Annotated in this window: 17 protein-coding genes; 10 read left to right on the forward strand and 7 right to left on the reverse strand. The window is 72.6% G+C overall.

The window, feature by feature from the left end; genetic code table 11:
* The first annotated feature begins 92 nt into the window (after positions 1-92).
* The gene (locus tag AC07FJ_RS00490; protein WP_479043756.1) at positions 93-1382 is read left to right on the forward strand and encodes a citrate synthase; all 1290 of its coding nucleotides are present in this window, start codon (positions 93-95) and stop codon (positions 1380-1382) included.
* A 377-nt stretch (positions 1383-1759) separates the two neighbouring features.
* Here the strand turns inward: AC07FJ_RS00490 and AC07FJ_RS00495 are convergent, their stop codons facing one another.
* From AC07FJ_RS00495 to AC07FJ_RS00510, 4 genes are all read right to left on the reverse strand, one after another.
* On the reverse strand, positions 1760-4072 hold the full coding sequence (locus AC07FJ_RS00495) for a heavy metal translocating P-type ATPase (RefSeq protein ID WP_479043758.1): 2313 nt from the start codon (positions 4070-4072) through the stop codon (positions 1760-1762).
* Positions 4073-4213: 141 nt separating this feature from the next.
* Positions 4214-4534: a heavy-metal-associated domain-containing protein gene (locus AC07FJ_RS00500; protein WP_468290785.1), complete on the reverse strand. Its 321-nt coding sequence runs from the start codon at positions 4532-4534 to the stop codon at positions 4214-4216.
* A 228-nt stretch (positions 4535-4762) separates the two neighbouring features.
* Positions 4763-4960 carry a helix-turn-helix transcriptional regulator gene (locus AC07FJ_RS00505; RefSeq protein ID WP_479043760.1) on the reverse strand — a complete coding sequence of 66 codons (198 nt, stop codon included), beginning with the start codon at positions 4958-4960 and terminating at the stop codon, positions 4763-4765.
* A gap of 226 nt (positions 4961-5186) precedes the next feature.
* A complete protein-coding gene (locus AC07FJ_RS00510; protein ID WP_479043763.1) occupies positions 5187-6101 on the reverse strand; it encodes a sugar phosphate isomerase/epimerase family protein in 915 nt (304 codons plus the stop codon).
* A gap of 125 nt (positions 6102-6226) precedes the next feature.
* Between AC07FJ_RS00510 and iolC the strand changes: the two genes are divergently transcribed.
* The 6 genes from iolC to AC07FJ_RS00540 all read left to right on the forward strand — a co-directional run bounded on the left by iolC (position 6227) and on the right by AC07FJ_RS00540 (position 13163).
* The gene (gene iolC, locus AC07FJ_RS00515; protein ID WP_479043766.1) at positions 6227-7192 is read left to right on the forward strand and encodes a 5-dehydro-2-deoxygluconokinase; all 966 of its coding nucleotides are present in this window, start codon (positions 6227-6229) and stop codon (positions 7190-7192) included.
* The gene (locus AC07FJ_RS00520; RefSeq protein ID WP_479043768.1) at positions 7189-8142 is read left to right on the forward strand and encodes a Cgl0159 family (beta/alpha)8-fold protein; all 954 of its coding nucleotides are present in this window, start codon (positions 7189-7191) and stop codon (positions 8140-8142) included. Before iolC ends, AC07FJ_RS00520 begins: the two co-directional genes overlap by 4 nt.
* A 104-nt stretch (positions 8143-8246) precedes the next feature.
* Positions 8247-9068 carry a 5-deoxy-glucuronate isomerase gene (gene iolB / locus AC07FJ_RS00525; protein WP_479043771.1) on the forward strand — a complete coding sequence of 274 codons (822 nt, stop codon included), beginning with the start codon at positions 8247-8249 and terminating at the stop codon, positions 9066-9068.
* Positions 9065-10954 (forward strand): 3D-(3,5/4)-trihydroxycyclohexane-1,2-dione acylhydrolase (decyclizing), encoded by a 1890-nt coding sequence (iolD, locus tag AC07FJ_RS00530; RefSeq protein WP_479043773.1) that lies wholly within the window; start codon positions 9065-9067, stop codon positions 10952-10954. The genes iolB and iolD overlap by 4 nt, the downstream gene beginning before the upstream one ends.
* 22 nt (positions 10955-10976) lie before the next feature.
* A complete protein-coding gene (gene mmsA, locus AC07FJ_RS00535) occupies positions 10977-12479 on the forward strand; it encodes a CoA-acylating methylmalonate-semialdehyde dehydrogenase (RefSeq protein WP_479043775.1) in 1503 nt (500 codons plus the stop codon).
* 72 nt (positions 12480-12551) lie between these two features.
* Complete coding sequence (locus tag AC07FJ_RS00540) at positions 12552-13163, forward strand: DUF4291 domain-containing protein (protein WP_479043778.1); 612 nt, start codon at positions 12552-12554, stop codon at positions 13161-13163.
* A gap of 5 nt (positions 13164-13168) precedes the next feature.
* Here AC07FJ_RS00540 and AC07FJ_RS00545 read toward each other — a convergent pair whose 3' ends face one another.
* Both AC07FJ_RS00545 and AC07FJ_RS00550 read right to left on the reverse strand, forming a co-directional pair.
* Complete coding sequence (locus AC07FJ_RS00545; RefSeq protein WP_479043781.1) at positions 13169-14359, reverse strand: S8 family peptidase; 1191 nt, start codon at positions 14357-14359, stop codon at positions 13169-13171.
* 74 nt (positions 14360-14433) lie between these two features.
* A complete protein-coding gene (locus AC07FJ_RS00550; protein ID WP_479043784.1) occupies positions 14434-14868 on the reverse strand; it encodes a GNAT family N-acetyltransferase in 435 nt (144 codons plus the stop codon).
* Positions 14869-14999: 131 nt separating this feature from the next.
* On the opposite strand from AC07FJ_RS00550, the gene AC07FJ_RS00555 reads away from it, so the two are divergent.
* Together AC07FJ_RS00555 and AC07FJ_RS00560 are read left to right on the forward strand one after the other, a co-directional pair.
* Complete coding sequence (locus AC07FJ_RS00555; protein WP_479045197.1) at positions 15000-17711, forward strand: alpha/beta fold hydrolase; 2712 nt, start codon at positions 15000-15002, stop codon at positions 17709-17711.
* Between the two features lie 98 nt (positions 17712-17809).
* Positions 17810-18619, forward strand: coding sequence for an ABC transporter permease (locus tag AC07FJ_RS00560; RefSeq protein WP_479045200.1), 810 nt, complete (start codon positions 17810-17812; stop codon positions 18617-18619).
* A gap of 40 nt (positions 18620-18659) precedes the next feature.
* Here the strand turns inward: AC07FJ_RS00560 and AC07FJ_RS00565 are convergent, their stop codons facing one another.
* Positions 18660-19364 carry a helix-turn-helix transcriptional regulator gene (locus tag AC07FJ_RS00565; protein ID WP_361429339.1) on the reverse strand — a complete coding sequence of 235 codons (705 nt, stop codon included), beginning with the start codon at positions 19362-19364 and terminating at the stop codon, positions 18660-18662.
* Positions 19365-19807: 443 nt separating this feature from the next.
* On the opposite strand from AC07FJ_RS00565, the gene AC07FJ_RS00570 reads away from it, so the two are divergent.
* A complete protein-coding gene (locus tag AC07FJ_RS00570) occupies positions 19808-20533 on the forward strand; it encodes a DUF4142 domain-containing protein (RefSeq protein ID WP_479043786.1) in 726 nt (241 codons plus the stop codon).
* Position 20534 lies beyond the last annotated feature (1 nt).

A 20534-nucleotide genomic window follows, 5' to 3' on the forward strand; every position in this document is an offset into this window, starting at 1 on the left:
CGACCCCGAGTGCACTCTGCTGAGCCAAGTGGGGGATGGTAGAGACAGTCAGGGCACCTCGAAGAAGAGGCACTACGTCGGTGAGGGATGACGTGAGCGACAACTCTGTAGTACTGCGGTACGCGGACGGTGAGTACACCTACCCGGTGGTCGAGAGCACCGTCGGTGACCAGGGCTTCGACATCGGGAAGCTCCGAGCCCAGACCGGTCTGGTGACCCTGGACAGTGGTTACGGCAACACCGCCGCCTATAAATCCGCGATCACCTACCTCGACGGCGAGCAGGGCATCCTGCGGTACCGCGGCTACCCCATCGAGCAGCTGGCCGAGCGCTCCACCTTCCTCGAGGTGGCGTACCTGCTGATCAACGGCGAGCTCCCCAAGGTGGACGAGCTGGCGGCCTTCCGTAACGAGATCACGCAGCACACGCTGCTGCACGAGGACGTCAAGCGGTTCTTCGACGGCTTCCCGCGCGACGCCCACCCGATGGCGATGCTGTCCTCCGTCGTCAGCGCGCTGTCCACCTTCTACCAGGACAGCCACAACCCCTTCGACGAGAAGCAGCGCCACCTCTCCACGATCCGGCTGCTCGCCAAGCTGCCGACGATCGCGGCGTACGCGTACAAGAAGTCGATCGGCCACCCCTTCGTCTACCCGCGCAACGACCTCTCGTACGTCGAGAACTTCCTGCGCATGACCTTCTCGGTCCCGGCGCAGGAGTACGAGCTCGACCCGGTCGTGGTCTCCGCCCTGGACAAGCTGCTGATCCTGCACGCGGACCACGAGCAGAACTGTTCGACCTCCACCGTGCGTCTGGTCGGCTCCTCGCAGGCGAACATGTTCGCCTCGATCTCCGCCGGCATCTCGGCCCTGTGGGGCCCGCTGCACGGTGGCGCCAACCAGTCGGTGCTGGAGATGCTGCAGGGCATCCAGGCCACCGGCGGCGACGTCGACTCCTTCATCCGCAAGGTGAAGAACAAGGAGGACGGCGTCCGCCTGATGGGCTTCGGCCACCGCGTCTACAAGAACTTCGACCCCCGCGCGAAGATCATCAAGGCGGCGGCGCACGATGTCCTCTCGGCCCTCGGCAAGTCCGACGAGCTGCTCGACATCGCGCTGAAGCTGGAGGAGCACGCGCTCGCCGACGAGTACTTCGTCTCGCGCAACCTCTACCCGAACGTCGACTTCTACACGGGTCTGATCTACCGGGCGATGGGCTTCCCGACCGAGATGTTCACGGTCCTCTTCGCCCTGGGCCGCCTGCCGGGCTGGATCGCCCAGTGGCACGAGATGATCAAGGAGCCGGGTTCCCGCATCGGCCGCCCGCGCCAGATCTACACGGGCGAGGTCCTGCGCGACTTCGTGCCGGTCGAGGCCCGCTGACGCCCGACGCCTTCCGCTTCCCCCACGGGGGAAGCGAAAGCGCCCCGCCGCCGATCCCCCCACGGGTCGACGAGCGGGGCGCTTCCATATCCCGGAGCGGATTCCCCCCACGGGATCCGGCCGGGCGTCTGCCGGGTTCGACAGAAGCTCGCGGTTGCGATCTGCCGGGGTACGTACGGGAGGGCCGCTCAAAGCTCCCCGGTGCACGTGCCCCGGCCAACGCTTGCCTGGGACGTCCCCCAAGACATCCCATGAACGTCCCCCAAGACGTTCGTGGCATCGCCCATTTAGACTCGCGAGCCGTCCAAATGGTTACCCCCAAATATCTGTGATCTAGGTCTCTTTGTGAAGGTCTTGTGTGTCACGTGAAGGCAAACTCACGTGAACGATCGCAGACGAAGGCTGTTCGTCACCACGAAAACGGACGAAAACGCCATGGCGAGGCCCGCGATCATGGGGTTGAGGAGCCCGGCGGCGGCCAGCGGCAGCGCGGCGACGTTGTAGCCGAAGGCCCAGAAGAGGTTCCCCTTGATCGTGGCGAGGGTGCGGCGCGCGAGGCGGATCGCGTCCGCCGCGACCCGCAGGTCCCCGCGTACGAGGGTGAGGTCGCCCGCCTCGATGGCCGCGTCCGTGCCCGTGCCCATGGCCAGGCCCAGGTCGGCCTGGGCGAGGGCGGCCGCGTCGTTGACGCCGTCGCCGACCATCGCCACGGAGCGCCCCTGGGCCTGGAGGCGCTTGATGACGTCGGCCTTCTCCTCGGGCAGCACCTCGGCGTACACCTCCTCGATGCCGACCTCGGCCGCGACCCGTTCGGCGACGGCCCGGTTGTCGCCGGTGAGCAGGACCGGGGCGAGGCCCAGCGCGCGCAGCCGCCGCACCGCCTCCGGGCTCGTCTCCTTGACGGCGTCGGCGACGGCGAGGGCGCCGCGCACCCGGCCGTCCCAGGCGACGTGGACGAGCGTGGTGCCGTCGGCCGGGGCCGCCGTGATCTGCGCGCCGTCCGCGTCGTCCAGCAGGGCCGCGCGGCCGACGACCACCTTGTGGCCGTCGACGACGCCCCGTACGCCCAGCCCCGGCACGTTCTCGAAGCTCTCGGGCGACGGCAGTCCGCCCACCCGCTCGGCGGCGCCCGCCGCGACCGCGCGGGCGACCGGGTGCTCGGAGGCGTGCTCCAGCGCCCCCGCGAGGCGCAGCAGCTCGCGCTCGTCCGTGCCCTCGGAGGCGTACACGCCCTGGAGGGTCATGCGCCCGGTGGTGACCGTGCCCGTCTTGTCGAGGACGACGGTGTCGACGCGGTGCGTGGACTCCAGCACCTCGGGGCCCTTGATGAGGATGCCCAGCTGGGCGCCGCGCCCGGTGCCGACCAGGAGCGCGGTCGGCGTGGCGAGGCCCAGCGCGCAGGGGCAGGCGATGATCAGGACGGCTACGGCCGCGGTGAAAGACGCGGTCGCGTCGCCGGTCACGGCCAGCCACGTCAGCAGCGTACCGAGGGAGATCAGCAGCACGACGGGTACGAAGACGGCGGAGACCCGGTCGGCGAGCCGCTGCACCCGCGCCTTGCCGGTCTGCGCCTCCTCGACCAGCCGGGCCATCCGGGCGAGCTGGGTGTCGGCGCCGACGCGGGTGGCCTCGACGACGAGGCGGCCGGAGGTGTTGAGCGTGGCCCCGGTGACGGCGTCGCCGACGGTGACGTCGACGGGGACCGACTCGCCGGTGAGCAGCGACACGTCGACGGCCGAGGCGCCCTCGACGACCGTCCCGTCGGTGGCGATCTTCTCCCCGGGACGGACCACGAAGCGGTCGCCGGGCCGCAGGTCGCCGACCGGGATCCGCACCTCGCCGCCGTCGCGCAGGACGGCCACGTCCTTCGCGCCGAGGCGCATGAGGGCGCGCAGGGCCGCACCGGCGCTGCGCTTGGCGCGGGCCTCCAGGTAGCGGCCGAGGAGGATGAAGGTGGTGACTCCGGCGGCGACCTCCAGGTAGATCGTCGACGCGCCGTCCCCGGGGGTGGGGGTGAGGTCGAAGCCGTGGCGCATGCCCGGTGCGCCGGCGTGGCCGAGGAACAGCGCCCACAGGGACCAGCCGAAGGCGGCGAGGGTGCCGACCGAGACGAGCGTGTCCATCGTCGCGGCGCCGTGCCGGAGGTTGGTCCAGGCGGCACGGTGGAACGGCAGGCCGCCCCAGACGACGACGGGGGCGGCGAGGGTGAGCGAGAGCCACTGCCAGTGGTCGAACTGGAGCGAGGGCACCATCGCGAGCAGGACGACGGGCGCGGCGAGGAGGAGGGAGACGGCGAGCCGCTGCCGCAGGGCGTCGGTCTCCCGGTCCGGGGCCTTCTCCTGTCGCTCCTCCGGCGCCGGCGCCTCCGCCCCCTGTGCCGGTGCCGGTGCCGGCACAGGGGGCGGAGGCGGAGGGGCCGGTTCCTGGGCCGTGTAACCGGTCTTGACGACCGTCGCGATCAGATCGGCGACCTCCACGTCCGTGGAGTGGGTGACCTTCGCCTTCTCCGTCGCGTAGTTGACGGTCGCGGTGACGCCTTCCATGCGGTTGAGCTTCTTCTCCACGCGGGCCGCGCAGGAGGCGCAGGTCATCCCACCGATGATCAGTTCGGTGGTGGAGGTCTCGGTCCCGGCGTTGGTCCCGGCGCCGGTCCCGGCCTCGGGTTCCGGTGGAGTGGTGGTGCTGGTCATGGGCGATTCCAGAGCGGGGCGGGGCGGGGCCGGGCCGACCGTCGTCACGGTACGGCCCGGCCGATGGTCCGAGGAGCGGGCCGCGGCGCCGGGCGGCGGCCGGCGGTGCCGGGTCGCGGTGCCGGCCCGCTGCCCTCGCGCTCAGGCCTGGCCGACGAGTTCGTAGCCCGCCTCGTCGACGGCCGCGCGCACGGCGTCCTCGTCCAGTGCGGCCTCGGACACCACGGTAACGCGGCCGGTCGCGGCGACGGCCGTGACGGAGGTGACGCCCGGGATCTCCGAGATCTCGCTGGAGACGGCGCCCTCGCAGTGGCCGCACGTCATGCCCTTGACCTGGTAGACGGTGGTGACCGTGCCGGCGGCGGCCGGGGTGTCGGCGGCGCCGCCGTGGCAGCCGCCCGACGGCGAGCAGCAGGAGCCGGAGGTGGCCTGGGGCAGTTCGGTCTTCGTCTCGGCGGTCATGGCGTACTCCTTTGGGGTCGGTCATGGTGCGCCAGGGGTTCACGGGAATGCCGTGGCTGCCTGACACTCCTCACTCTATACCCCTAGGGGGTATGAATGCCAGGTGGGTCGGTGGGCGATTTCGCGCCGGTACGTGAGAGGGCCCCGCACCGGGGCCGGTGCGGGGCTGTGGATGGTGCGGGGCCGCGGAGGGTACGCGGCTAGTACGGGCCGAGGGGTGGCGGGAAGTCAGTCCTTGCGCCCCCGGTTGCCCGGTCGATTGGCGACCCAGGTGCGGATGGTGTCCGCGTACCAGTACGGCTTGCCGCCCTCGACGTGGTCGGGCTGGGGGAGCAGGCCGTGTTTGCGGTACGACCGGACGGTGTCCGGCTGTACCCGGATGTGTGCGGCGATCTCCTTGTAGGACCAGAGCCTTCTGTCCGTCATCTGTGGCACCTCCCTGCGGGCGCCGCGGCGGCGGCCCGGGAGGGCCGTCGGGGGAGCCGCGGCGGGACGCTGGCGATCACTGAGCCTGTGCCCGGACAACGACGCTGAGTGAGCGGCGGGGAGCGGCTGTCGAAGGGCTGTGACGGAAGCCGGGCGGAGTGGAGACAAGCGTGACGAGGAGGAGACGCCTGTGACGCGAGAGGCGCCGGCCGAAACCTCCCGTGCCTCAGGCGCCGCAGGAGCGGAGGAAGCGGCGCGTCCGCTCCGCGATGGGGTACGGCTTGTCCGGCGGGCACGGGTACATGTCCTGCTCGACGATGGCGAAGAGGTCCACGTCCAGCGCCTGGGCCGCGGCCAGCACCGGTTCGAGCGCGGGCACCCCGGCGGGCGGCTCGCACATCACGCCGCGCGCGACGGCCGGGCCGAAGGGGGTCCCCTCGGCGATGACCTGGGCGAGGATCCGGGGATCCACCTGCTTGAGGTGGAGGTAGCCGATCCGTTCCCCGTAGGTCTCGATGAGCTTGACGCTGTCGCCGCCGCAGTAGGCGTAGTGCCCGGTGTCCAGGCAGAGGGCGACGAGCCCGGGGTCGGTGGCGTCGAGGAAGCGGGTGACGTTCTCCTCGCCGTCGATGTGCGTGTCGGCGTGCGGGTGGACGACGATGCGCAGCCCGAAGCGGTCCTGCACCTCCAGGCCCAGGCGCTCCGTCAGGCGGGTCAGGTTCCGCCACTGCTCCGGCGTCAGCGTCCGGTCCTCCAGCACCCGGCCGGTCTTGTCGTCCCGCCAGAAGGACGGGATGACGACCAGGTGGTCGGCGCCCACGGCCCGGGCGAGGGCGGCGTTGTCGGCGACGTGCGCCCAGGTCTTCTCCCAGACGGCCTCGCCGTGGTGCAGCCCGGTGAAGACCGTGCCGGCCGACACCTTGAGGCCCCGGCGCGCGGTCTCCTCGGTGAGCCGCGCCGGATCGGTGGGGAGGTAGCCGTACGGGCCGAGTTCGATCCACTCGTAACCGGCTGCGGCCACCTCGTCCAGGAAGCGTTCCCAGGGGACCTGCCGGGGGTCGTCGGCGAACCACACGCCCCACGAGTCGGGGGCGGAACCGATCCGGATACGGGACAGCGGCGGCGGTGACTGCGGCGTCATGGTGGCCAGCTTGGAGGCGGGCGGAGGAGAGCGTCAAGGGATAGTCCGAATGTAAGGACAAAATGTTGACAGGTGTTCCGGGGGCGGCTAGACCTGACCGCGGTGCCGATGTGAAGGGGACATGGATGGCGACCGATCCGTACGACCTGATCACCATGGGGCGCATCGGGGTGGACCTCTACCCCCTCCGCACGGGCGTGCCGCTCGCCCAGGTGGACGCCTTCGGCAAGTTCCTCGGCGGATCCGCCGCCAACGTCGCCGTCGCCGCCGCCCGCCTCGGCCGCCGTACCGCGCTGATCAGCCGCACGGGCGCCGACCCGTTCGGCGACTACCTCCACCAGGAGCTGCGGGCATTCGGCGTCGACGACCGCTGGGTGACGCCCGTCGAGGCCTACCCGACACCGCTCACCTTCTGCGAGATCTTCCCGCCCGACCACTTCCCGCTCTACTTCTACCGGCAGCCCAAGGCCCCGGACCTGGAGATCCACGAACACGAACTGGACCCGGCCGCCATCGCCGCCGCCCGCGTCTTCTGGGTGACCGGCACCGGCCTGTCCGCCGAGCCCAGCCGTACGGCCACCCTCGCCGCCCTCGCACACCGCGCCGAGCGCGGCACCACCGTCTTCGACCTCGACTGGCGGCCGATGTTCTGGTCCGGTGCCGACAGCGCCCGCCCGCACTACCGCGAAGCCCTCCGGTACGCCACCGTCGCCGTCGGCAACCTCGACGAGTGCGAGATCGCCACCGGCGAGCGCGAGCCGTACGCCGCCGCCCGCGCGCTGCTCGACGCGGGCGTCCGCCTCGCCGTCGTCAAGCAGGGGCCCAAGGGCGTCCTCGCCGTGGCCGCCGACGGCGAGACCGCCGACGTACCGCCCGTCCCGGTGGAGGTCGTCAACGGACTGGGCGCGGGTGACGCGTTCGGCGGCGCCCTCTGCCACGGCCTGCTCGCCGGCTGGGACCTGGAGCGGACCGTCCGGTACGCCAACGCCGCCGGCGCGCTCGTCGCCTCGCGCCTCGCCTGCTCCTCCGCGATGCCGTTCCCGGACGAGGTGGAGCAGGCGCTCGAGGGTGAGGGCGGCGGCACGCCGTGAGCATCGACCTCGCGCACCTCGTCGCGGTCCGCACCCGCCACCCCGAGGCCATCGCCGAGGCAGCCGCCCGTCGCCGTCGGCGTCCTCTGCTCGGTGCCTCGGGCCGCGACTCCGGTTCGGGCCCCGGCCCCGGCCCCGGCCCCAGTCTGGGCCCCGGAGGCCCCGCTCACCACGGCCGCCTCATGGTCGTCGCCGCCGACCACCCCGCCCGCGGCGCCCTCGCCGTCGGTGACCGCCCGCTCGCCATGGCCAACCGCCTCGATCTGCTCGAGCGCCTCTGCCTCGCGCTCTCCCGCCCCGGCGTCGACGGCGTCCTCGCCACCGCCGACATCCTCGACGACCTGCTCCTCCTCGGGGCCCTCGAGGAGAAGGTCGTCATGGGGTCCATGAACCGCGGCGGCCTCGCCGGCGCCGCCTTCGAGCTCGACGACCGCTTCACCGGCCACCGCCCCGAGGACCTGGCGCGCCTGCGCTTCGACGCCGGCAAGCTGCTGCTGCGCATCGACCCCGACGACCCCGGCTCCCTGACCACCCTCCACTCCGCCGCCCGCGTCATCGACGCCATGGCCGCGCGCCGGCTCCCCGTCTTCGTCGAGCCGTTCCTGTGCCGCCGCGACCCGGACGGCCGCCTGCGCAACGACCTCGGTGCCGACGCCGTGACCACCTCCCTCGCCATAGCCTCCGGCCTCGCCGGCACCTCGGCGTACACCTGGCTCAAGGTCCCCGTCACCGACGACCCGGACGACATGGCGCGCGTGATGGAGACCTCCACCCTCCCCGCCGTGCTGCTCGGCGGAGAGGTCGGCCACGACCAGGACGCCACGTACGAGAAGTGGCGCAAAGCCCTGCATCTGCCCACCGTCCAGGGCCTGGTGGTGGGACGCTCGCTGCTCTACCCGCCCGACGGCGATGTGGCGGCCGCCGTCGACACGGCCGTGGGCCTGCTCTGAGACGACGAGCGACAAGACGACGAGTGACAAGACGACGAGTGACAAGACGACGAGCGACGAGACGACGAGCGACGAGACGAGACACCGAGGGGTACGCAAGGACCATGCGCGAACGACGGCAGCTGTACGTACCGAGAGGCGCGGCCGCCGACGGCCCGTACGCCCTCCACATCGACCCCGCGTACGCCGGCTGGGCCCACTCCGCCCTCCGCGTCCTCGACCTCCGCCCCGGCGAGGTGCACGAACTCGCCACCCGCGACACCGAATGGATCGTGCTTCCGCTGACCGGTGGTTGTACGGTGCAGGTGGACGGGGGCGAACGCTTCGAACTGGCGGGCCGCGCAAGCGTGTTCAGTGGCGTCTCGGACTTCGCGTACGTACCGCGTGACGCCCACGCCCAGATCGCCTCCGGCGCGGGAGGCCGTTTCGCCCTGGCAGGAGCGAGGTGCGAGCGACGACTCCCCGCTCGCTACGGCCCCGCGCCGGAGGTCCCGGTCGAGGCGCGCGGCAGCGGCACCTGCGCCCGCGAGGTGCGCAACTTCGCCGCCGCCGACGCCTTCGACTGCGACCGGCTCATCGCCGTCGAGGTCCTCACGCCCGGCGGCAACTGGTCCTCCTATCCGCCGCACAAGCACGACGAGCACCTCCCCGGCGAGGAGGCGGAGCTGGAGGAGATCTACTACTTCGAGATCGAGGGCGACGGGCTCGGCTACCAGCGCGTGTCGCCCTCCCGCCCCGGCGGCGCCGACGTCCTCGCCGAGGTCCGCACCGGCGACGCCGTCCTCGTACCGGACGGCTGGCACGGCCCGTCCATCGCCCAGCCCGGGCACACCATGTACTACCTCAACGTCATGGCCGGGCCGGGCGACGAACGGGAGTGGAAGATCCGCTTCCATCCCGACCACCGCACGGAGGGATACCGATGAGCAGCCGCACGACCGGTACGCGCCGACTCACCACCGCCCAGGCGCTCGTCGCCTTCCTGGCCCGCCAGTACACCGAGCGCGACGGGCGGCGCCACCGGCTCGTCAACGCCACCTGGGGCATCTTCGGCCACGGCAACGTGGCGGGCATCGGCCAGGCGCTCGTCGAGTACGCGGACGAGATGCCCTTCCTCCAGGGCCGCAACGAGCAGGCCATGGTGCACGCCGCCGTCGGCCACGCCCGCCAGTCGAACCGCCTGTCCACCCACGCCGTCACCACCTCCATCGGCCCCGGCGCCACCAACCTCGTCACCGGCGCCGCCCTCGCCACCGTCAACCGCCTGCCGGTGCTGCTGCTCCCCGGCGACACCTTCGCCACCCGCCCCGCCGACCCGGTGCTCCAGCAGCTCGAAGTCCCCTACGCGGGTGATCTGTCCGTCAACGACACCCTGCGTCCCGTCTCGGCGTACTTCGACCGCGTCACCCGCCCCGAGGCGCTGATCCCGGCGGCGCTCCAGGCGATGCGCGTCCTCACCGACCCGGCCGCCACCGGCGCCGTCACGCTGGCGCTGCCGCAGGACGTGCAGGCGGAGGCGTACGACTGGCCGGAGGACTTCTTCGCGGAACGCGTGTGGCGGGTGCGCCGCCCACAGCCGGACCCCGCCGAACTCCACGCCGCGGTCCGGGCCGTGAGGGCGGCGTCCCGGCCGCTGATCGTCGCGGGCGGCGGCGTCCATCACAGCCGGGCCGAAGCCGCCCTGCGGGAGTTCGCCGAGGCGACCGGCATCCCGGTCGCCTCGACCCAGGCGGGCAAGGGCTCGCTGCCGTACGACCACCCCGCCGACGTCGGCGGCATCGGCCACACCGGCACCGCCACCGCCGACCACCTCGCCCGCACCGCCGACCTCGTCATCGGCGTCGGCACCCGCTACACCGACTTCACCACCGCTTCCTCGACGCTCTTCGCCCACCCCGGCGTCCGGTTCGTCAACCTCAACATCACCGGCTTCGACGCCCACAAAATGGCCGCGCTGCCCCTGGTCGCCGACGCCCGCGCGGGGGTGGAGCACCTCGCCGCCGCCCTGGAGGGGCACACCGTGCCGGCGTCGTACGCGGCCGAGTACGCGGGGCTCAAGGCCGACTGGGAGTCGCGCGTCACCGCCGCGTACACGCCGGCGAGCGACGACGCGCGCCCCACCCAGCCGCAGGTCCTCGGCGCACTCGACACCCTGGTCACCGGGGACGACATCCTGATCAACGCCGCCGGCTCGCTCCCCGGCGACCTGCACAAGCTGTGGCGCGCCCGCTCCCGCGACCAGTACCACGTCGAGTACGGCTACTCCTGCATGGGCTACGAGATCCCCGCCGCCGTCGGCGTCGCCCTCGCGGCCCCCGGGCGTCCGGTCTGGGCCCTCGTCGGTGACGGTACGTACCTGATGAACCCCACCGAAATCGTCACGGCCGTCCAGGAGAACATCCCCATCAAGGTGGTCATCCTCCAGAACCACGGGTACGCCTCGATCGGCGGCCTGTCCGAGTCCGTGGGCGCCGAGCGGTACGGCACCGCCTACCGCTACCGCGCCCCCGACACGACGTACACCGGCGCGCCGCTCCCGGTCGACCTCGCCGCCAACGCGGCCTCCCTCGGCATGCGCGTCCTTCGCGCGCAGACCGTCCGTGACCTGCGGGAAGCCCTCGCCGAAGCGCGGGCGTCGACGGTTCCCACATGTGTCTACGTGGAGACCGAAACGGCAGACACAGTGTCGGGCGCGCCCCCCGCCGAGGCATGGTGGGATGTGCCCGTGGCCGAGACCGCGTCCCGCACGGCGGCGGTCAAGGCCCGCGAGGAGTACGACCGGCATGTCGCAGCCCGACGCCGCCATCTGTGAAGCATCCGAAGGAGCTTTCGTCATGACGAAGACCGTCAACCACTGGATCGGTGGCAAGTCCGTCGAGGGCACGTCGGGCAACTGGGGCCCGGTCACCGACCCGGCGACCGGTGCCGTCACCACGAAGGTCGCGCTCGCCTCGGCCGAGGAGGTCGACGCGGCGGTGGCCTCCGCCAAGGCCGCGTACGCCACCTGGGGCACCTCCTCGCTGGCCCAGCGCACCGGCATCCTGTTCAAGTACCGCGCGCTGCTGGACGCCCGCCGCAGCGAGATCGCCGACCTGATCACCGCCGAGCACGGCAAGGTCCACTCCGACGCGCTGGGTGAGGTCGCGCGCGGCCTGGAGATCGTCGAGCTGGCCTGCGGAATCACCGTCCAGCTCAAGGGCGAGTTGTCCACCCAGGTCTCCAGCCGCGTCGACGTCGCCGCCATCCGCCAGCCGCTCGGCGTGGTCGCCGGCATCACGCCGTTCAACTTCCCGGCGATGGTGCCGATGTGGATGTTCCCGCTGGCCATCGCCTGCGGCAACACCTTCGTGCTGAAGCCGAGCGAGAAGGACCCGTCCGCCGCGAACCTGCTCGCCGAGCTGGCCTCCGAGGCCGGGCTGCCCGACGGCGTGCTCAACGTCGTCCACGGCGACAAGGTGGCCGTGGACGCCCTGCTGGAGCACCCGGACGTCGCGGCTGTCTCCTTCGTCGGCTCCACGCCGATCGCGAAGTACATCCACACCACCGCCTCCGCCAACGGCAAGCGCGTGCAGGCGCTCGGCGGCGCCAAGAACCACATGCTCGTCCTCCCGGACGCCGACCTCGACGCGGCCGCCGACGCGGCGGTCTCGGCGGCGTACGGCTCCGCGGGCGAGCGCTGCATGGCGATCTCGGCGGTCGTCGCGGTCGGCGCCATCGGCGACGAGCTCGTACAGAAGATCCGCGAGCGCGCCGAGAAGATCAAGATCGGCCCCGGCACCGACCCGACGTCCGAGATGGGCCCGCTGATCACGGCCGCCCACCGCGACAAGGTCGCCTCGTACGTCACCGGCGCCGCCGCCCAGGGCGCGGAGGTCGTTCTCGACGGCACCGGCTACGCGGTCGACGGGTACGAGAACGGCCACTGGATCGGCCTGTCCCTGCTCGACAAGGTGTCGACCGACTCCGACGCGTACCGCGACGAGATCTTCGGCCCGGTGCTGTGCGTGCTGCGCGCCGACACCTACGAGGACGGCGTCCGCCTCATCAACGACTCGCCGTTCGGCAACGGCACCGCGATCTTCACCCGCGACGGCGGCGCCGCCCGCCGCTTCCAGCTGGAGGTCCAGGCGGGCATGGTCGGCGTGAACGTGCCGATCCCGGTCCCCGTCGGCTACCACTCCTTCGGCGGCTGGAAGGACTCCCTCTTCGGCGACCACCACATCTACGGCAACGACGGCGTGCACTTCTACACCCGCGGCAAGGTCGTCACCACCCGCTGGCCCGACCCGTCCGAGGCCCCGGCGGGCGTGGACCTGGGCTTCCCGCGCAACCACTGAGGGGCGCCCACCAAGACCGGGGGAGGAAAAACGGCTGGCTCCGACCGGGGCCGGCCGTTGATCCTTTCCGGGATGAACGAGAACACGAGCGAGCCGAAACACCGGATCCGCGCCCTCCACACCGAGGACACGATCACCGTCTACCAGGCCTACCGTCCCGCCATCGGCGGCCCCGCCGCCCGCGACGGCCGCTTCCCCGCCGCCTGGAAGCGGGACCGGATGACCTGGATCAAGCCGAGCTTCCTGTGGATGATGTACCGCTGCGGCTGGGCGACCAAGGAGGGCCAGGAGACGGTCCTCGCGGTCGAGATCACCCGCGAGGGCTTCGAGTGGGCGCTGCGCCACGCCTGCCTGTCGCACTACGTGCGGGGCTTCCACCCCGACCAGGCCACCTGGAAGCGGCAGCTGCGCGAGTCGCCCGCCCGCGTCCAGTGGGACCCCGAGCGTGACCTGCGCCTGGCGCCGCTGCCGTACCGCTCGCTCCAGCTGGGCCTGGCGGGCGAGGCGTCGGCCCGGTACGCCGACGAGTGGACGGTCTCCATCCGCGACGTGACGCCGCTCGCGCAGGAGATGCACGCCCTGGTGCGCGCGGGCGACCTGGAGGGCGCGGCACGGCTGATGCCCGAGGAGCGTCCGTACCCGGCGGGCGCGGAGCTCCTCGGGCACCTGGTCCCAGTTCGGTAAGGGCTCTAGAAGAGCGAGTACAGCAGTCTGTTCGGGGAGCCGGTGAGGGCGTTCTGCACCTTGCCGGTCGTCGCGCCGTTCACAAGAGCGGTGCTCACCTGCGCCGGGGACGCGGTCGGGTTCCGCGACAGGTACAGGGCCGCCACACCGGCCGTGTGCGGGGCCGCCATCGACGTACCGGAGATCGTGTTCGTCGCCGTGTCACTGGTGCGCCAGGCCGAGGTGACCTTCACGCCGGGCGCGAAGAGGTCCAGACAGGTGCCGTAGTTGGAGAACGAGGCGCGCTTGTCCGCGCTGTCGGTCGCGCCGACGGTGATGGCCTCGGGGACGCGGGCCGGGGAGGTGTTGCAGGCGTTCTCCGGCAGACCCAGGATGTTGCCGTTGCCGGCGGCGATCGTGTACGAGACGCCGGAGGCGATCGACCGCTTGACGGCGTTGTCGAGCGAGGTGTTGGCGCCGCCGCCCAGACTCATGTTGGCGACCGCGGGCTTGACGGCGTTGGCCGTCACCCAGTCCACACCCGCGATGACCCCGGCCGTCGTGCCCGAGCCGTTGCAGTCCAGCACCCGGACCGCGACCAGCTTGGCGGCCTTCGCCACGCCGTACGTCCTCCCGCCGACCGTACCGGCGACGTGCGTGCCGTGGCCCTGGCAGTCCTGGCCGTTCTGCCCGCCGCCGACGGTGTCGGTGCCGACCACCGCGCGCCCGCCGAACTCGCTGTGCGAGGTGCGGATGCCGGTGTCGATGATGTAGGCGTTCACGTTCGACGCGGAGGTGTCGTACGTGTACGTCGTCGACAGCGGCAGGCTGCGCTGGTCGACGCGGTCGAGGCCCCAGGTCGCGTTCGCCTGGGTGGCGTTGAGGCGGACGGTCTCGTTCTGCTCGACGTACGCGACCCTCGGGTCGGCGGCGAGGGCGGCCGCCTTCGCCTTCGACAGGGTGGCGGAGAACCCGTCGAGGGCGCTGCGGTACTCGTGCCGGGGCGTGACGCCGAGGTCGGCGGCGCGCGTGGAGCCGTCCTTGAGGACGACGATCCAGCTGTTGGCCACGGCGGTTTCCGCGGGGGCGAGACGGAGGTCGCCGACGGGCGCGCCGTGCGCCGTGGGGAGGGCGGCGAACTGCAGACCGGCCGTGAGGGCGATGACGGGTATCAGCGCGCCGACGCGGCGCCGGAACCTGCGGGTGGGGGCTCTCATCTCGGGGGCACCTGACCTTTCTTCTACCGGACGGCCCCACAGCGTCTCGGCTGGTCATGTACCGCACAATAGCGCTAGCGGTTCCTCCCAACTTCGTCTCCGAATTCCCACGTCAGCATGGCGAATTCTCCATCGTCGGCCGCGCCCGCCGAGCGGTACGTCGCCAGGGCAGGGCCGTTGTCCGCGTCCACACCGACCCACATGCCGTAGCCGCCGCGCGCACGGGCCTCGGCGGCGAGCGCCTCGGTCAGCGCCCGGCCGATGCCGCGCCGCCGGTACCGCTCGTCGACGGACAGCTCATACAGGCACATCTCCATGCCCTTGTCCGGGTGCAGCATCTCGACGCCCGACACCATCCCGGCCGGCACGCCGTCGTCCGCGTACGCGATCAGCATGAGGTGGCCGGGCGCGGCGAGGAACCGCTCGGCCCACTCGGGGCGGGCCGGCCCGTCGTAGAGGTGCTCGGCGGCGACGAGTTCGGCGACGGTCGTGGCACGGCGGATCTCCATCGGGTGCTCCTGACATACCGCGGCTGGTGTACGGCGACGGTAGTGCGTACGCCGCAAGGAGGTGCTCCGGCTCCGCCCGGCGGCAGCGGACGGGCGGGCCGGGGGGACCGTAGGGTCTAGGCATGCCAGGCATGCAGATCCGACTACGCCGCGCCGCGTGGGCCCTCGTCTCCGCCGTCGTGCTGCTCGCGGGCGCCGGCACCTGGACCGCCGTCGCGTCGGACGACGAACCCGCCCCGCACCGCGAGGACCGGGTGCTGGAGATGGAGGGTGCGGGGATCGACACGTCGTTCTTCACCGCCGGTCCCGACGACGGCCGCCGCCCCGCCGTGCTCCTCGGGCATGGCTTCGGCGGCAGCAAGGAAGACGTACGCGCCCAGGCGGAACGGCTGGCGAAGGACGGCTACGCCGTGCTCACCTGGTCCGCCCGCGGCTTCGGCGGCTCCACCGGGCGGATCGGCCTGAACGACCCGGAGTTCGAGGTCAAGGACGTCTCGCGGCTCATCGACTGGCTCGCCAAGCGCCCCGAGGTGCGGCTCGACGCCCCGGGCGACCCGCGCGTGGGCGTCTCCGGCTCCTCGTACGGAGGGGCCATCTCGCTCCTCGCCGCCGGCCACGACAAGCGGGTCGACGCGATCGCCCCGCAGATCACCTACTGGAACCTCGCCGACGCCCTCTTCCCCGACGGCGTCCTCAAGAAGCTGTGGGCGGGCATCTTCTTCACCACCGGCACCGCGGCCCAAGGCGGCGGGGCCACCGCCTGCGGGCGGTTCCAGGACGAGCTGTGCCGCATGTACGAGCGGGTCGCCGTCACCGGGAAGCCCGACGCGGCCGCACGCGAGCTGCTGGCCGCGCGCAGCCCCTCCGCCGTCGCCGGGCGCATCAAGGTGCCCGCGCTCATCGTGCAGGGCCAGTCCGACTCCCTCTTCCCGCTGTCGCACGCGGACGCCATGGCCCGGGCGATCCGCGCCAACGGCGCACCCGTCGCCGTCGACTGGATCGCCGGCGGGCACGACGGCGGCGACCGCGAGACCGCCCGCGTCGAGGCGCGCATCGCCGACTGGTTCGACCGGTACCTGAAGCAGGACACCGGCGTCGACACCGGCCCCGCCTTCCGGGTCAGCCGCACCGGCGGCGTCGACTCCACCGACGGGCAGGCCCAGCTGCGCGGCGCCACCGGCGGCACGTACCCCGGGCTGCGCGGCGGCACCCGCACCCTCGCCCTCGCCGGCCCCCCGCAGACCTTCCGCAACCCCGCCGGCGCCAATCCGCCCGCCATCTCCACCGTGCCCGGCATCGGCGCCGGACTGTCCCGGTTCTCCTCCTTCGGCGTCGGCCTCTCCCTCGACTTCCCCGGGCAGCACGCCCGCTTCGAATCGGCGCCCCTGACCGAGCCCCTGCGCGTCACCGGTTCGCCCACCGTCCGCGTCAAGGTCGCCTCCGACAGCGGCGAGGCGGTCCTCTTCGCCAAGGTGTACGACGTCGGCCCCGACGGCCGCGGCCAGGTGCTGCCCGCCCAGCTCGTGACCCCGGTGCGCGTGGAAGCCACCGGCCCGGGCGGCGAGGGCGGCCCGGGCGGCGAGGGCGGCCCGGGAGGCAAGGGCGGCAAGGCTGGCAAGCCCGGCAAGGAGGTCGAGCTGACGCTCCCCGCCATCGATCACGAGGTGGAGGCCGGGCACCGGCTGCGGCTCGTCCTCGCCGCCACCGACCTCGCCTACGCCTCCCCGGTCGCCCCCGCGGCCTACACCGTCGAGCTGACGAGCGGGCTGTCCGTCCCCACCGCGCCCGGCGTCCGCACGCAGGCGGCGGGCCTGCCGTGGTGGGTGTGGGGCCTGCCGGCCGGCGGCGTCCTGATCGCCGCCGCCCTGCTCCTGACCGCCCGCCGCCGCACCGCCGCGCCCGCCCCCGATCCGGCGCTCGCCGACGTCCCGCTCACCATCAGCGGCCTGACGAAGCGGTACGCCAAGTCCGCCGACAGGTACGCCGTCCGCGACCTGTCCTTCCGCGTCGAGAAGGGCCAGGTCCTCGGGCTCCTCGGACCCAACGGCGCCGGGAAGACCACCACCCTGCGCATGCTCATGGGCCTGATCACCCCCGACGCCGGAGAGATCCGCGTCTTCGGCCACGCGATCCGGCCCGGCGCACCCGTCCTGTCCCGGGTGGGCGCCTTCGTCGAGGGCGCGGGCTTCCTGCCGCACCTGTCCGGCCGGGAGAACCTGGAGCTGTACTGGCGCGCCACCGGCCGCCCCGCCGAGGACGCGCACCTGGAGGAGGCCCTGGAGATCGCGGGCCTCGGCGACGCCCTGGCACGCGCCGTACGCACGTACTCGCAGGGCATGCGCCAGCGGCTCGCCATCGCCCAGGCCATGCTCGGCCTGCCGGACCTCCTCATCCTCGACGAACCGACCAACGGACTGGACCCGCCGCAGATCCGCGAGATGCGCGACGTGATGATCCGGTACGCGGCCGGGGGCCGGACCGTCATCGTCTCCTCCCATCTCCTGTCCGAGGTCGAACAGTCCTGCACCCATCTGGTCGTCATGGACCGCGGCCGGCTCGTCCAGGCGGGCCCGGTCGCGGAGATCACCGGCGCGGGCGACACGCTGCTCGTCACCACGGACGGCGCGGTGCGGGGGCCGCTGGTCGAGAAGGTCGGCGCGCTTCCGGGCGTCGACTCCGCGGTGCGCACCGACGGCGGGCTGCTGGTCCGCCTGGACGGCACGACGACCACGGCCGCCCTGCTCGCCGAACTCGTCCGGCTCGACCTGCCGGTGACCGGAGTCGGCCCGCACCGCCGCCTGGAGGACGCGTTCCTCACCCTGATCGGAGGAGGATCCGCGTGACGACCACCCCGGCCACCACCCCGGCCACGACCTCGACCTCGACCTCGGCCACGGCCTCGACCCGGACCGCCGCTCCCGGCTACCGGGCCGGGCACACCCTGCCGCTGCGCGTCGAAGCCGTACGCCAGCTGAAGCGGCGCCGCACCCTCGTCATGGGCGGAATCCTGGCCGCCCTGCCCTTCGTACTGGTCGCCGCCTTCGCGATCGGCGGCGGCTCGGACGGGCGGGGCGACACCCGGATCACCCTGATGGACACGGCGACCGCGTCCGGCGCCAACTTCGCCGCGACCTGCCTGTTCGTCTCGGCCGGCTTCCTGCTGGTGATCCCGGTGGCGCTGTTCTGCGGGGACACCGTGGCGTCGGAGGCGAGCTGGTCGTCGCTGCGCTACCTGCTGGCCGCGCCGGTGCCGCGCGCGCGGCTGCTCTGGTCCAAGCTGGCCGTGGCGCTCGCCTTCAGCGCGGCGGCGATGGTGCTGCTGCCGCTGGTGGCGCTCGCCGTGGGCACCGTGGCGTACGGCTGGGGCCCGCTGCGGCTGCCCACGGGTGGCTCCCTGGCCACGGCGGACACACTGCCGCGGCTGGCGCTGGTCGTGGCGTACATCTTCGTCTCCCAACTGGTCACGGCGGGGCTCGCCTTCTGGCTGTCGACCAAGACCGACGCACCGCTCGGCGCGGTCGGCGGCGCGGTCGGGCTGACGATCATCGGCAATGTGCTGGACGCGGTGACGGCGCTCGGCTCCTGGCGGGACTACCTGCCCGCGCACTGGCAGTTCGCCTGGGCCGACGCGCTCCAGCCGCACCTGGAGTGGACCGGCATGGCCAAGGGCGCGGCGGTGTCGGTGACGTACGCCCTCGTGCTCTTCGCGCTCGCCTTCCGGGGGTTCGCACGCAAGGACATCGTGTCGTAGCCGCGCACGGCCGCCCTCGCACGGCGGCCGGCCCGGAAGGTCAGATCCAGCCGCGGCGCGCCGCTTCCGCTCCCGCCCGGAAGCGGCTCGTCGTGCCGAGGGCCGCGAGCAGCTCGCCCACGCGCCTGCTGTACGTACGCCCCGATATCCCGAGCCGGGCGGCGGCCGTCTCATCGGTGAGCCCGGCCAGCAGGGCCTCCAGCACCGGCCGCAGGTGCGGCGGCAGCGAGCCCGCCGGAGCGGGCGTCGCCGTCACATCGTCGCCCGCCTCCCACCAGGCGTGGTGCGCGCGCACCAGCGCCTGGACGATCACGGGGTCGCGGATCAGCAGCAGACCGTTGTAGAGCAGCTCGAGGTCGAGCGGGACCGCCGCGACCGTCCGGTCCACGACGATCATCTTGAACGGGATCGACTCGGTCAGCCGCGCCCGTCCCGTCAGCCGCGCCGCCGCCGTGACGTCGGCGGCCGTCACCCGGTCCAGCGCGTGCCGCGGCACGATCTGGCGAACCGTACCCACCCGCTCGGTCGCGGTACGCACGCACGCGCCGGCGAGCTCCAGGAAGGGCTGCGGGATCGACTGGCCGAGGCACGCGGCCGGGTCGTCGAAGGTCAGCAGCTCCCGGCGGGCGGACTCGGCGAGCGCCGCGAGCGCCGCGCAGATCTGCCGCGTACCGCGCACCGACTGGCCCGCCGGTCTCGGTTCCTGACGCGGCGGCGCCTGCTGCGGTACCTGCTGACGTGTCATCTGCTGCGATGCCTGCTGTGTCGCTGCTTGCTGTGGTATGAGGGGCGCCACGTGCTGAGGTGACCGTGGTGACACCGCTCGTACCGGTGTCGACGTACCTCTCAGAGCCGTTCGGCCGAGCACAGAGCTCGGAGCGTTCGCCACGGCTGACCACCCCCGTCATCCCCTTGGAACGTACGCAACTCCATGTACGCATGCGACTGCGTACGGTGACAAGACCCAGTTCAGGGGTTGGCGAGTCCAAGCCACCGCCGGACAGGCGCCGATCGGGTGGTGGTGCTCCGTTTGCAGTAGTGCGAATGGCGGACGGCGTACGGCCGATTTCGGATGGTCACCGTGGACCCTCGCTCCGGAGACCGAGGAGTCCGAAGCGACCGACGAGACCGACGACACCGAAGCGACCGATGACACCGACGAGACCGACGAGAAACGGACAAGACACCGTGATCCGCTGCCGCTCCCCCCGGCGCTGGGCCGCCACGGCCCTCGCCTGCCTCACCCTCACCGGCATAGCCACAGGCGCCGCCGCCCCCGCGTTCGCCGCCGGCGACGCGAACCCCCTGCCCGTCGACAACGCCTTCCTGCGCGCCTCACACCAGGGCAACCTGGCGGAGATCGCCGCCGGCCAGGACGCCCAGAAGAACGCCACCACCGAGTGCGTCAAGAACGTCGGCAAGGTTCTGGTCCGCGACCACACCAAGCTGGACGCCTCGACCAAGTCCCTCGCCGACAAGCTCGGCGTCGACCTGCCCGTCGCCCCCACGGCCGAGCAGCAGGAGACGCTCGCGAACGTCATGAAGAAGGCCGGCACCAGCGCGTACGACACCGCCTGGCTCCAGGCCCAGTCCGCGGCCCACCAGAAGACGCTGTCGATGATCGACAACCAGGTGGCCCACGGCAAGAACGCCGAGGTGACCGCCGCCGCCAAGTCGGCGCGGCCGGTCGTCGCCATGCACCTGGACATGGTGCGCGGCGGCACCTGCCGCGGCGCGGCGGCCGACGCCGCGACCGCGCCGAAGTCGATCCACGCGGGCAACGGCGGACAGGCCGCCCTCGCGGCCGACGTGCCGGTGATGCTCGCCGTTCCCGCGCTCGCGCTCGGCGGCGTCCTCATCGCGGGCGGCGCCTTCTGGGCCGCCAACCGCATCCGCCGCAACGACGGCCGCTGAC

This window comes from Streptomyces sp. NPDC045998 (assembly GCF_056430285.1).